The sequence below is a fragment of the Mesorhizobium sp. M0074 genome (assembly GCF_040322975.1).
Classification (GTDB): Bacteria; Pseudomonadota; Alphaproteobacteria; order Rhizobiales; family Rhizobiaceae; genus Mesorhizobium.
In genome coordinates, this window is record NZ_JAMYUM010000008.1 from 208,392 (window position 1) to 220,487 (window position 12,096).

At 64.2% G+C, this 12,096-nt stretch carries 10 protein-coding genes; 7 read left to right on the plus strand and 3 right to left on the minus strand.

What is annotated here, in order from left to right; genetic code table 11:
* Nucleotides 1–133: 133 nt before the first annotated feature.
* From NKJ73_RS13790 to NKJ73_RS13810, 5 genes are all read left to right on the plus strand, one after another.
* Nucleotides 134–1,189, plus strand: a complete 1,056-nt coding sequence (locus tag NKJ73_RS13790; RefSeq protein ID WP_352569786.1) for a LacI family DNA-binding transcriptional regulator — start codon at nucleotides 134–136, stop codon at nucleotides 1,187–1,189.
* A gap of 83 nt (nucleotides 1,190–1,272) precedes the next feature.
* Nucleotides 1,273–2,526, plus strand: a complete 1,254-nt coding sequence (locus NKJ73_RS13795) for an ABC transporter substrate-binding protein (protein WP_352569787.1) — start codon at nucleotides 1,273–1,275, stop codon at nucleotides 2,524–2,526.
* A gap of 297 nt (nucleotides 2,527–2,823) precedes the next feature.
* Nucleotides 2,824–3,753: a carbohydrate ABC transporter permease gene (locus NKJ73_RS13800; protein WP_352452309.1), complete on the plus strand. Its 930-nt coding sequence runs from the start codon at nucleotides 2,824–2,826 to the stop codon at nucleotides 3,751–3,753.
* A complete protein-coding gene (locus tag NKJ73_RS13805; protein WP_254817449.1) occupies nucleotides 3,753–4,610 on the plus strand; it encodes a carbohydrate ABC transporter permease in 858 nt (285 codons plus the stop codon). The genes NKJ73_RS13800 and NKJ73_RS13805 overlap by 1 nt, the downstream gene beginning before the upstream one ends.
* Before the next feature lie 27 nt (nucleotides 4,611–4,637).
* Nucleotides 4,638–6,620: a glycoside hydrolase family 127 protein gene (locus NKJ73_RS13810; protein ID WP_352569788.1), complete on the plus strand. Its 1,983-nt coding sequence runs from the start codon at nucleotides 4,638–4,640 to the stop codon at nucleotides 6,618–6,620.
* Here the strand turns inward: NKJ73_RS13810 and NKJ73_RS13815 are convergent.
* Together NKJ73_RS13815 and NKJ73_RS13820 are read right to left on the minus strand one after the other, a co-directional pair.
* Nucleotides 6,607–7,347, minus strand: coding sequence for a gamma-glutamylcyclotransferase (locus NKJ73_RS13815; protein ID WP_352569789.1), 741 nt, complete (start codon nucleotides 7,345–7,347; stop codon nucleotides 6,607–6,609). The genes NKJ73_RS13810 and NKJ73_RS13815 overlap by 14 nt on opposite strands.
* A 210-nt stretch (nucleotides 7,348–7,557) precedes the next feature.
* Nucleotides 7,558–8,940, minus strand: coding sequence for an FAD-binding oxidoreductase (locus tag NKJ73_RS13820; protein WP_352569790.1), 1,383 nt, complete (start codon nucleotides 8,938–8,940; stop codon nucleotides 7,558–7,560).
* Nucleotides 8,941–9,164: 224 nt separating this feature from the next.
* Here NKJ73_RS13820 and NKJ73_RS13825 point away from each other — a divergent pair, with 224 nt between their 5' ends.
* On the plus strand, nucleotides 9,165–10,172 hold the full coding sequence (locus NKJ73_RS13825; RefSeq protein ID WP_023674373.1) for an AraC family transcriptional regulator: 1,008 nt from the start codon (nucleotides 9,165–9,167) through the stop codon (nucleotides 10,170–10,172).
* A gap of 131 nt (nucleotides 10,173–10,303) precedes the next feature.
* On the opposite strand, the gene efp is transcribed toward NKJ73_RS13825, so the two are convergent.
* Entirely contained in the window at nucleotides 10,304–10,870 is a 567-nt protein-coding gene (gene efp, locus NKJ73_RS13830; protein WP_352569791.1) for an elongation factor P, read from the minus strand.
* A 114-nt stretch (nucleotides 10,871–10,984) separates the two neighbouring features.
* Here efp and epmA point away from each other — a divergent pair, with 114 nt between their 5' ends.
* A complete protein-coding gene (epmA, locus tag NKJ73_RS13835) occupies nucleotides 10,985–12,031 on the plus strand; it encodes an EF-P lysine aminoacylase EpmA (protein ID WP_023674375.1) in 1,047 nt (348 codons plus the stop codon).
* Nucleotides 12,032–12,096 lie beyond the last annotated feature (65 nt).

A 12,096-nucleotide genomic window follows, 5' to 3' on the forward strand; every position in this document is an offset into this window, starting at 1 on the left:
ACATCTCTCCCCTAATCTCCCACTGAGAAAACCTTTTCCCAACTCTGCCGGCATCCGCTGACCTCACCCCTCAGCACCCTGCAGGCCCACAAGAGAAAAGCTTTTCCCACCTGGGAGGATCGATATCCAAATCATGGCGTCCGATGCGCAGCCAACGCCCGCCAAGCAGCCCGTCACCCTCCGCGAGGTGGCGGCACTTGCCGGCGTCAGCGTCGCGACGGCCTCCAAAGCGCTGAACGGGCAGGGGCGGATGACGGCCGAGACGCGGACGCGTATTCGCGAGACGGCGCAGCGGCTTGGCTTTCGCCCGAACAGCCTGGCGCAGAGCCTGTTGCGGCGGCGCAGCTTTACCGTCGGGCTTTTGACCAACGACACCTATGGCCGCTTTTCGCTGCCGCTGATGGCCGGCGTTTCCGATGCGCTGGTCGATGCCGGCGTCTCCGTGTTCCTGTGCAATGTCGAGGACGACCCGCGCCTTGCCCAGCTGCATGTCGATGCCATGCTCGACAAGCGCGTCGACGGCATCATCGCCACCGGCAAGCGCATCGACCGCCATCTGCCGGTCGACCTCGCCAATCTCGGCATTCCGGCGATCTACGCCTTCACCGAGCCCGATCCCGGCGCCATCGCCTTCGTCTCCGACGATGCCGGCGGGGCGCGGCTGGCGGTCGAGCACTTTTGCCGGCTGGGGCGTCGGCGCATCGCCCATGTCAGCGGTCCCGCGAGCTTTGCCGTGGTGCATGCCCGCGCCGAGGCCTATCGCGCGGTGCTGGCCGAGAACGGCCTGCCGGTGATGGAGCCGCTGCTCGGCCCGTGGTCGGAGGCCTGGGGGCATGAGGCGGTCAAGAAGCTGTTCGACGGTGAGGGGTTCGACGGCACGCGGGAGCGGCCCGATGCCGTCTTCTGCGGCAACGACCAGATCGCGCGCGGCGTTATCGACGCCTTGCGCGAGCGCGGTATCGGCGTGCCGGACGAGGTCGGCGTCATCGGCTTCGACAATTGGCAGATCGTCGCCGAAGCAACCCGCCCGCCGCTGACCTCGGTCGACATGAACCTGGCCGCGCTCGGGCGCGAGGCCGGCCTTGCCTTGCTTTCGCTCGTCGGCGGCGAACCCGCTTTGCCGGGCATCAGAAAACTGCCGTGCCGGCTGGTGGTGCGTCAGTCATGCGGCCGTCCGCCGGACGGCTGAACGAAACGGGCCGTGTCGATAGTCACCCGCTTGGGGGCGCGGCTAAATTAAGACGCTAAATTAAAACCATGTGGAGGAGAAGCATGAGAACCACCATTACCGGGCTCGCCATCGCCGCGAGCATTTTCGGCACGCTGGCGACAGTCGGCTCGGCCGCCGCCGACACCGCCAACATCTGGGTTCGCGCCGACGGCTCGAACTTCATGCCGCGCGTCGTCGATGCCTTCAACAAGGGGCATCAGAACCAGATCAAGCTGGACATCATTCCCAATGCCGAAATCATCCCGAAATACGGTGCGGCCGCCGCCGGCGGCACAGCACCCGATGCGCTGTCGCTCGACCTGATCTACACGCCGTCCTTCGCCGCTGCCGGCCAGCTCGAAGACATCACCGACTGGGCGAAATCGCTGCCTTATTTCGCCAGCCTGTCGCCGGCGCATGTCAAGACCGGCACCTATAAGGGCCGCATCTACGGGCTGCCGTTCTCGGCAGACTCTTCAGTGCTGATCTGGAACAAGAAGCTGTTCAAGCAGGCCGGCCTCGACCCGGAAAAGGGCCCGACCAACTGGGCCGAGATCGAAGCCGACGCCGAAAAGGTCAATGCGCTCGGCGGCGACATCAAGGGCTTCTACTTCTCCGGCAATTGCGGCGGCTGCAACATCTTCACCTTCACGCCGCTGATCTGGGCGTCGGGCGGCGACATCCTGACGGAGGACGGCTCCAAGGCGACACTGGACACGCCGCAGATGCGCGGCGCCATCGACCTCTACCGTTCGATGGTCAAGAAGGACCTGGTGCCTTCAGGCGCGCAGACCGACACCGGCTCCAACTTCTTTGCCGCCTTCGCCACCGGCAATATCGGCATCTCGCCGTCTGGCGCCTTCGCCATCGGCGCGCTCAACACGCAATATCCCGACATCGACTACGGCATCACCTTCCTGCCGGGCAAGGATGGCGGCTGGTCGTCGTTTGCCGGCGGCGATAATTTCGTCGTCACCAAGGGCACCACCAAGGTCGCGGTGGTGAAGGAGTTCCTCGACTTTGCCTATTCGCTCGAGGGCCAGACCATTTTGGCGAAATACGGCAGCCTGCCGGTGCGCGGCGACATCGCCAAGGATGCGCTGAAAGACCTCGACCCGCGCTACCAGACCGCCGCCGAAGCCATGGCCAAGGGCCGCACGCCCTATTCGGTGGTGTTCAATGACCTGATCAACTCGGCCAACGGTCCGTGGAACCAGATGATGAACGAGGTCTTCTTCGGTGAAGACGTCGACGGCGCCGTCGCCAATGCGCAGGAGACCATGCAGTCGATCATCGATTCGGCGCCGCAGAAGTAAAGCGCCGGCGCCCACCTCCCCCTCGAGGGGAGGTCGGACCGAAGGTCCGGGTGGGGTCCTAAGTGAAACGCGCCGACGGAAAGAAGCGTCGGCGCACTTCGCAGACGACGCCACCCCCGCAGCCCCTTAACCTCCCCCTTGAGGGGAGGTCGGACCGCAGGTCCGGGTGGGGTCATCGCGGCAGTGCTCGACGCTCTTTTGATGTCGGCGCGCTTCGCGGAGGACCCCACCCCCGGCCTTCGGCCGGACCCTCCCCTCAAGGGGGAGGGGGACGTAGCGCTAACGGAAGACCACGGCATGACCACCATTACAGCAACTACCGCCGCGCCAGCGCGCGCATACAAACTGGTCGGCGCCGGCCGCCGGCAGTGGATCGGCCTGCTCTATGTCGCGCCCGCCGTCGCGCTTGTCGTCGTCTTCTTCATCGTGCCGCTTTGCATGACCGCCTGGATGTCGCTGCACAACTGGCCGCTGATGGGCGCGCATAGCTTCATCGGCCTCGACAATTACTGGGCGATCCTGCGCGACACCCGCTTCTGGAACGCGCTGAAGTTCACCGGCTACTACACGGTGGTGGTCACGATCGCGATCTTCGCCGTCGCCTTTCCGCTGGCGCTGTTCATCGAAAGGCCGCGGCAGCTGACCGGCTTCTACCGGACGTCCTTCTTCATGCCGGCGGTCATCGGTTTCGCCTCGGCCAGCCTTTTGTGGTCGTGGCTGCTCAATGTCGATTCCGGCCTGTTCAGCCCGGCCGCCTTCGAGCTTGGCCTGACCGAGAAGAAATTCAACCTGCTGGCGACGTTCCAGCCGGCCTTCTGGTCGATCATCGCCATGGTCGTGTGGAAGGTGGCGGGCTTCACCATGATCATCTTGATGACCGGCCTGCAATCGATCCCGCCTGACCTGCAGGAGGCGGCGATGATCGACGGGGCAGGGCCATTCGCGCGGTTCCGGGCGATTACCTTGCCCTTGATGCGCCGCACGCTGGCGCTGGCGCTGATCCTGTCGGTTGCCGGCTCGATCCTCGCCTTCGACCAGTTCTACATCATCCTGCGCGGCGGCCCGCGCAACCAGACGCTGACCGCCGTCTACTGGATCTTCAACCAGTCCTTCGTATCGTTCAAGCTCGGCTATGGCGCAGCACTTTCGATGGTCCTGCTGGTCATCCTGGTGGCGCTCAGCCTGATCCAGCTGCGGCTGCTGCGCAATCCGGAAGGGGTCGACTGATGGCGCAGGCAAGGAGCCGCAAACGCCGCATCGGCATGCAGATCGCCGAGCACTCGACCGGCATCATCGCGTCCATACTGTTCCTGGCGCCGATCGCCTGGACGGTGCTTTCGGCCTTCAAGCCGGCGCAGGAGGCGCGCCAGCCGCCGCTGCCGCCGTGGCCGACCAGCGGCATCTCGCTCGAGAACTACGCCACGCTCAACACCTTCGGCGACGGCCTGTGGCTGCCGGCGCAAAACAGCATCTACGTCTCGGTCATGACCGTGGTGCTGTCGGTGATCGTCAGCGTGCTCGCCGGCTACGGTTTCTCGCGCTTCCGCTTTCCGCTGAAGAACCTGCTCTTCGTCGTCATCCTGTCGACGATCATGATCCCGTTCCAGTCGATCCTGACGCCGATCTTCCTGGTGCTGACAAAAATCGGCCTGCACAACACGCTGACCGGGCTGGTCTGCGTCTATGTCACGCTGCAGCTGCCGTTCTCGATCTTCATGATGCGCAACGCCTTCGATGCGGTGCCGCGCGAGATCGAGGAGGCCGCGCGCATGGACGGCGCCAACAACGTCACCATGCTCTTGAGGGTGATGCTGCCGCTGGTCTGGCCGGGCATCGTCACCATCGCGCTGTTCGCCTTCCTTGGCGCCTGGAACGAGTTTCTGGCGGCCCTCGTGCTGATGACAGACCAGTCCAAATTCACGCTGCCGATCATGATGACCGCGCTGCAGTCCGGCCGCTTCGGCGCGATCGACTGGGGCGCCGTGCAGGCCGGCGTCACCGTGATGATGGTGCCGTGCCTGGTGCTCTTCCTGCTGCTGCAGCGCTTCTACATCCGCGGCCTGATGGCAGGGGCCGTGAAGTGACCAATCGAACCGAACCGGAGTAAATTGATGACCGCATCGCAATCCGCCAGTCAGGGCGTCAAGCCGAAACTCGCCTTCCGCCCGCTGCCGGTGCCGCAGGTCGACGTGCGCGGCTTCTGGGGCGACCGCGTCGATGCCGTCGCCTCAAAAACCGCCGGCATCCTCTATGACCGCTGCGTCGAGGCGCGCATGCTCGAGCAGATCGACCCGGACCGGCCATCGCCCGGCGTCGTCATTCCGTTCCACTCACCCTCGCCGGACGAGGCGGCGACCGCCGGCAACGAGTTCACCGGATCGACGGTGACGACGCAGATGTTCTGGGACTCGGATTGGGGCAAGACCATCGAGACCGCCGCCTACTCGCTCTACCGTCGCCGCAACGACGAGCTGGAGAAGAAGATCGACGCCGTCATCGACATGTACGGCAAGCTGCAGCAGCCCGACGGCTATCTGTCGAGCTGGTACCAGCGCATCCAGCCCGGCCTGCGCTGGACCAATCTGCGCGATTGCCACGAGCTCTATTGCGCCGGCCACCTGATCGAAGGCGCGGTCGCCTATTACCAGGCCACGGGAAAACGCAAGCTGCTCGACATCATGTGCCGCTATGTCGATCACATCGCCGAGACGTTCGGTCCCGAGCCCGGCAAGAAGAAGGGCTATTGCGGCCATGAGGAGATCGAGCTGGCGCTGGTCAAGCTGGCACGGGTGACGGGCGAGCGCAAATACATGGAGCTTGCCAAATATTTCATCGATCAGCGCGGCCAGCAGCCGCATTATTTCGACGAGGAGGCGCGAGCACGCGGCGCCGACCCCAAGGCCTATCATTTCAAGACTTACGAATACAACCAGTCGCACAAGCCGGTGCGCGAACAGGACAAGGTCGTCGGCCATGCGGTGCGGGCGATGTACCTCTATTCGGGGATGGCCGACATCGCCACCGAATATGGCGACGACACGCTGCGGGTGGCGCTCGACCGGCTGTGGGACGACCTCATGACCAAGAACCTCTACGTCACCGGCGGCCTCGGGCCGTCCTCGCACAATGAGGGTTTCACTGCCGATTACGACCTGCCCAACGACACCGCCTATGCCGAAACCTGTGCTTCGGTCGGCCTGGTGTTCTGGGCAAGCCGCATGCTCGGCATGGGCCCCAACGCGCGCTACGCCGACATCATGGAGCGGGCGCTCTACAACGGCTCGATCTCCGGCCTGTCGCTCGACGGCTCGCTGTTCTTCTACGAAAATCCGCTCGAAAGCCGCGGCGCCCACCACCGCTGGAAATGGCACCGCTGCCCGTGCTGCCCGCCCAATGTCGGGCGCATGGTCGCCTCGATCGGCAGCTATTTCTACGGCCTGTCGGACGACGCACTCGCCGTCCATCTTTATGGAAACGGCACGGCTCGTTTCGATATCGCGGGCCGGCAAATAGAGCTCACCCAGACCAGTAATTATCCATGGGACGGCGCGGTCTCGATCTCTGTCGAACCGGAAGCTCCGACCGAGTTCACTTTGCACCTGCGCTTGCCGGCCTGGTGCCGCAAGGCAGCGCTCAAGGTCAACGGCGCCGATGTCGATCTGGCTGCCATCAGCAGCGACGGCTATGCCGCGATCCGCCGCGAATGGCGCAAGGGCGACCGCGTCGAGCTCGACCTCGAAATGGCCGTCGACCGCCTCTACGCCGATCCACAGGTGCGGCAGGATATCGGCCGTGTCGCACTGGCGCGCGGCCCGCTGATCTATTGCGTCGAGGAGACCGACAATTCCAGCCAGCTGCACCGCATCGCTCTGCCGCGAACGGCCGACATCGAGGCGCGTCAGCAGCCGAACCTTCTGGGCGGCGTCGTGATACTTTCGGCGATTGCCAAAAAGGAGGCTTTCGAAAACTGGGAAGAGGGGCTCTACCGCACCGAACCGCCGGCGGTCGAGGACGCGAAAATCACCGCCGTGCCGTATTTCGCCTGGGACAACCGCGACCCCGGCGAGATGCTGGTCTGGCTCAGGGACGAATGAAGCCCGACCGCAGCGCCCGACCGATCTCCTCGGCCACAAGTTCCTGCAACTGCCAGAGATTGCGGTCGCGGATGCCGCAGGCGTCGAGATGGCGAATGGTCTCGAACAGATATTCGGCGCCCGAACCCCAATGGCCGACGGCCGTGGCCAGGGTCGCCGCTATCGCTCGCTTTTCGAGCTTGCCGGCATAGCGCGGATTGGCGGGATCGACAACGAAACCAAGCGCTTGGCCCGTGCCGTCGCCCGTCCTGACCTGCAGCCAGCGCGGCACGTTGACGGCCGGCAGGATGGTCATCTCACGTCGCAGCAGCGTTTCGAGATTGGCCCCCACTGGCTCGGCGACCTCGAACACCATGCCCTGACATTGGCCGCCGCGGTCGAGCGCCATCATCAGGCCGGGCTGCTCGACGGTGCCCCTGAAGCGTTGCACCGTAAAACAGAACGAACGGTGCCAGCCCGTCGCCACGGCCCGTTCGCCACCCCTGACCTCGCCGGCCGGCTTCCACAGCAGCGAACCATAGGCGAACAGCTTCACCGGCCCGGCCGGCGCGCCGGCTAGCACCTCGTCGCGAATGCGCGCGTAATCGGCATCGGTCATATAGACCATGCCCGGCGTCGGCCCGGCATCCTCGACCGCACGCAAGGTGCGGGCGACCAGCGCCTCGGTCAGCGCCATCGGTGTCTTGCGCGGCGAACGCCGTGATGCGGCGGAAATGACCTTGCTCATCCTCATGCTCTCAGCCTTGCCGCCATGTTGCCGAAGGCTGAAGGATTCTCAAGGGCCGAGTACACCAGCGCGGATCAGCATCCGAACTGTCATGTACAACAGCTTGACTGGATTCGACGAAATACCCAGCGGGCTTAAGCGCGTCGACTGAACCCATTTCAGCGCGACGCGCTTCAGTGCGGAGGCTGATCTGGCCGGCCGCCACCGCCGTCAAGCAGCCGGTCGAATGTTCTGGTTCACCCGGAAGAGGTTGTTTGGGTCGTATTTCTTCTTCAGCGTAGCCAGGCGCTCATAGTTGTCGCCATAAGCCGCCTTGAGCCTTGCATCGCCCTCGTCATCCATCATGAAGTTCAGGTAGGCGCCGCCCAGATCGAACGGATGCACGGCCTCCCAGTAGGCCTTGGTCCAGCGCGTCACCGGCCCCGCTTTCTGTGGGTCCGGATCGATCCCGGCGATGACCATCGACCAGGTCGCATCACGGTAATTCCAGGGTGTCTCGTCTTTGCCGACGCGATGGACCGCACCATCGATCGGGTAGAGGTGCATGAGCGATAGCTCGCTCGGCGTCTTCGCCGCCTGCGCGAGATGGGCGTCGATCGCCTCGTCGGACAGCGTCTTGACGAAATCGCCCCGCCAGTACCACTGCATTCCCTTCGGGTAGAGCCCATCGAACATGCTCTGCACCGCGGGATAGGGCATCGTTCCCATCCAGTTGAACCAGGGCGCGGGCAGCGCATCGAGCAGCGGGGCCAGCGCCTCTCTGCCCTTTTCCTCCGGGCCGTTGTAGCAGCACATCAGCAGACACATCCGCTTTCCCCAAAACTCTTCCGGGAAGGGTGCGCTCGAGAGGACGGTCTTGAGCCCGAGAAAGATCCCGAGTTCTTCGGGCGCGTTCGGCAGGAACTCGCGATAATGCTGCATGATGGTGCGGGCGTGGCGCTGATCCCATGCGATCGGCCCCGCAAAGACCATGCTGACCTGGTGGAGCTTGAACACAAAGCTGGTGACGATGCCGAAATTGCCGCCGCCGCCGCGAAGCGCCCAGAACAGGTTGGGGTTCCGCTCCTTGCTGGCGGTGACGAAGCTTCCATCGGCAAGCACGACATCGGCCTCGATCAGATTATCGATGGTCAGGCCATATTTGCGCGTCAGATAGCCATGGCCGCCGCTCAGCGTCAGTCCGGCGACCCCGGTGGTCGAGATGATGCCCGCCGGTACGGCCAGGCCAAAGGCATGGGTGGCATGGTCGAGGTCGCCCTGAGTACAGCCCGGGCCTACCCGCGCCGTGCGGGCATCCGGATCGACGCGCACGCCGTTCATCGCCGACAGGTCGATCACCAGACCGTCGTCGCAGCTCCCCAATCCTGGTCCGTTATGGCCGCCGCCACGTACCGCAACCAGCAAATTGTTGTCGCGGCCGAAATTCACCGCTGTGATTACGTCGGCGACGTCGACACAGCGGGCGATGATCAGCGGCCGCTTGTCGATCATGCCGTTGTAGAGCTTGCGGGCCTCGTCATAGCGGGCGTCGCCGGCGTGGATGACTTCGCCTCGCAGGCTTGCTGCGAATTTGGTGATGTCTTCATCGTTCATGACATTCCTCCCTATTATTGGACCTGTCGGCCGGTCGATGAAACGCTAGTCTCGTCCGCTGTTCCCGCAAATGTCACATCGTCCATTTCTGTTGCCCGATCGTTCAGAGTAGGATTAGACCAGATGGATGGTTGCCCGGGCGGCCATATTGCCGGATAGTTCGATGCCTGACCGAAAAACTCGTTGTCAAAGGGAGTAGCCGATCGTTTCCGGAGGTGCAGTGCATGGATGTCCTTTCCGATGTGCTCCGAGCCGTTCGCCTCACCGGTGCGATCTATTTCGACGTCGACGCCAGCTCTCCCTGGGTTGGCGAGTCGCCGGGCACGGCCGACATTGCCGCCGCCGTCATGCCGGAGGCAGAGCACATCATTTCTTTTCATGCCGTGATGTCGGGCTCGTGCTGGGCCGCGCTGGGAGACGATTCGGTGCCGCCGGTGCTCGTGAACGCCGGTGATGTCGTTGTCTTCCCCGGTGGTGTTCCGAACGTGTTGAGCTCCTCGCCGGGGGCGCGGGGCGAACCCAATATGGCGATGTATTATCGGCCGATAGACGAGAGCCTGCCGTTCGCGGTGATCCATGGTGGCGGCGGAGACGAGCGGACCCGATTCATTTGCGGGTATCTTGGCTGCGATGCGCGTCCCTTCAATCCTCTCCTGGCCGCATTGCCGGCCATCCTGTGTGCCCGCAAGCCCGCCGATGGAAGCAGTTGGGTTATCGACCTTTTTCGGCTGGCGCTGGCCGAAGGCGGCAGTGGGCGGGCGGGCTGTGAAACGATACTCGCCAAGCTGAGCGAGCTGATGTTTGTCGAGATCATCCGCCGCCATCTCGAGACCCTCCCCGACGATTCGCGCGGCTGGCTGTCAGGCCTACGGGATCCACACGTCGGCGAGGCGCTCCGGCTCATCCACGCTCGCCCAAGGGAGGAATGGACATTGGACCGGCTCGCCCGCGAAGTAGGGCTCTCGCGCACGGCGTTTGCGAGCCGCTTTACCCACTATGTCGAGGTCTCCCCCATGCATTATCTTGCTCGCTGGCGTCTGCAACTGGCAGGACGCTTGCTCGAACGGCCCGAAATGAGCATCGCGCAAGCGGGTGCCGAGGTCGGCTACGAGTCGGAAGCCGCCTTCAATCGCGCCTTCAAAAAGTTCGTCGGCATTCCACCTGGCACCTGGCGAAAGGGACGGTCGGCGTTGCTCGAGGCTCAGAGATTGCCCGCTGGCGTCGTACAATAGGAAAGAACTGGCAGGGCGTTGACGCTTCGGTCTGCGTGCAGCGTCCCAATGCTCGAAAGCCCCTGGCACAAAGCGGTAGACGATGACCGGCCGCCGCGACGCTTTCGGCGAGGCGTGTCAGACTTCGCGCCTCAATCCTTCGCGCGCTCGACATAGGCGCCATCGGCCGTCATCACCACCACGCGGGTGCCGGCGCTGATGTGTGGCGGCACCAGGGTACGCACGCCGTTGGACAGCGTTGCCGGCTTGTAGGACGAGGACGCCGTCTGGCCCTTGGTCACCGGCTCGGTCTCGACCACCTCGAAAGTGGCGCGCTGCGGCAGTACCAGCGAGATGGCGATGTTGTTGTATTGCGAGATCTGCACCGGCATGCCTTCCACCAGATAGGGCGCCATGTCGCCGATCACGCTTTCCGGCACCGCGACCTGGTCGTAGCTCTCCGGATTCATGAAGTGAAAGCCTTCGCCGTCACGGTAGAGGAACGTGTGCTCGCGCTCCTCGACATAGGCGCGCTCGACCTGCTCGGTGGTGCGGTAACGCTCGGAAACCTTTACCCCGTCGGAGATACGCCGCATGTCGAGCTGGGTGACCGGCGTACCCTTGCCAGGATGAATGTTTTCGGCAAAGAGGATCACATAAAGCTTGCCGTCCTTTTCGACGACGTTGCCTTTGCGTAAGGAGCTGGCGATGACCTTCACGGGTTTCCATCCTGATAAAATTTGTTGGCGCAAATCGGCTGGAGAGGCCGTTGCGTGCGGCCTAGCGCATCTTGGCCGCAATCGCCAGCCCTCTGTGCAATTCCCCTGAAGCCGATGACCGCCGCCTCGCCGTGGTGGACGCCGCATGTCCACGCCGACCGCCGGCCGCGGCTGATCCTGCGCAATGCCATTGCCGCCGGGATGCGCGATTGGTTCGGCCGCCGCGACTTCGTCGAGGTGGAGACATCGGCCCTGCAGGTCTCGCCCGGCAATGAAGCGCACCTGTCGGCCTTTGCCACCGAGGCGATCGGGCCGGACGGGCAGCGCCAGCCGCTCTACCTCCACACGTCGCCGGAATTCGCCTGCAAGAAGCTGCTTGCCGCCGGCGAGGAGCGCATCTTCAGCCTCGGGGCTGTCTGGCGCAACCGCGAGCGCGGCCCCTTGCACCATCCTGAGTTCACCATGCTCGAATGGTACCGCGTCGGCGAGACCTATGAGAGCCTGATGCGCGATTGCGCCGAGCTCGTAGCGCTGGCGGCCGAACGGGCCGGAGCGAAGCGTTTTAGCTTCCGCGGCCGTGAAGCCGATCCGTTCGCCGAGCCGGAACGGTTGAGCGTCGCCGAAGCTTTCATGCGCCATGCCGGCATCGATCTGCTGGCGACGGTTGCAGCCGATGGCAGCACCGACCGCGCGGGGTTGCATGCCGCCCTGGTCCAGGCCGGATTGCGGACCGCGCCCGACGACAATTGGGCCGACCTGTTCAGCCGGGTGATGGTCGAAAAAATCGAGCCGGCGCTTGGGCAGGGGCGCAACACCATTCTTTTCGGATATCCGATCTCGGAGGCGGCATTGGCCCGGCCGAGCGCCGACGATCCGCGCACCGCCGAGCGCTTCGAGCTCTATTGCTGCGGCGTCGAACTCGCCAACGCCTTTGGCGAGTTGACCGATCCGGCCGAGCAGCGCCTGCGCTTTGCCGCCGAAATGGATGAGAAGCAGCGCGTCTATGGCGAACGCTACCCGATCGACGAGGACTTCCTCGCCGCGCTCGCCATCATGCCGCAGGCGAGCGGCGCCGCGCTCGGCTTCGACCGGCTGGTGATGCTTGCCACCGGCGCGCTCAGGATCGACGACGTGATCTGGACGCCGGTGGCCGCTTCCTGAGGGATTGTCGATCTCGCTCGCCGTTCATCCGCCTGCGGCCTGCGGTCCTGTTTCGGCGCTTGATG

Bases quoted from the DNA above. Each gene is read 5' to 3' on its own strand.
- NKJ73_RS13825 (WP_023674373.1), top strand. From the start codon at position 9,165: ATGGATGTCCTTTCCGATGTGCTCCGAGCCGTTCGCCTCACCGGTGCG.
- NKJ73_RS13805 (WP_254817449.1), top strand. From the start codon at position 3,753: ATGGCGCAGGCAAGGAGCCGCAAACGCCGCATCGGCATGCAGATCGCC.
- NKJ73_RS13815 (WP_352569789.1), bottom strand. From the start codon at position 7,347: ATGAGCAAGGTCATTTCCGCCGCATCACGGCGTTCGCCGCGCAAGACA.
- NKJ73_RS13790 (WP_352569786.1), top strand. From the start codon at position 134: ATGGCGTCCGATGCGCAGCCAACGCCCGCCAAGCAGCCCGTCACCCTC.
- NKJ73_RS13800 (WP_352452309.1), top strand. From the start codon at position 2,824: ATGACCACCATTACAGCAACTACCGCCGCGCCAGCGCGCGCATACAAA.
- NKJ73_RS13820 (WP_352569790.1), bottom strand. From the start codon at position 8,940: ATGAACGATGAAGACATCACCAAATTCGCAGCAAGCCTGCGAGGCGAA.
- NKJ73_RS13810 (WP_352569788.1), top strand. From the start codon at position 4,638: ATGACCGCATCGCAATCCGCCAGTCAGGGCGTCAAGCCGAAACTCGCC.
- NKJ73_RS13795 (WP_352569787.1), top strand. From the start codon at position 1,273: ATGAGAACCACCATTACCGGGCTCGCCATCGCCGCGAGCATTTTCGGC.
- epmA (WP_023674375.1), top strand. From the start codon at position 10,985: ATGACCGCCGCCTCGCCGTGGTGGACGCCGCATGTCCACGCCGACCGC.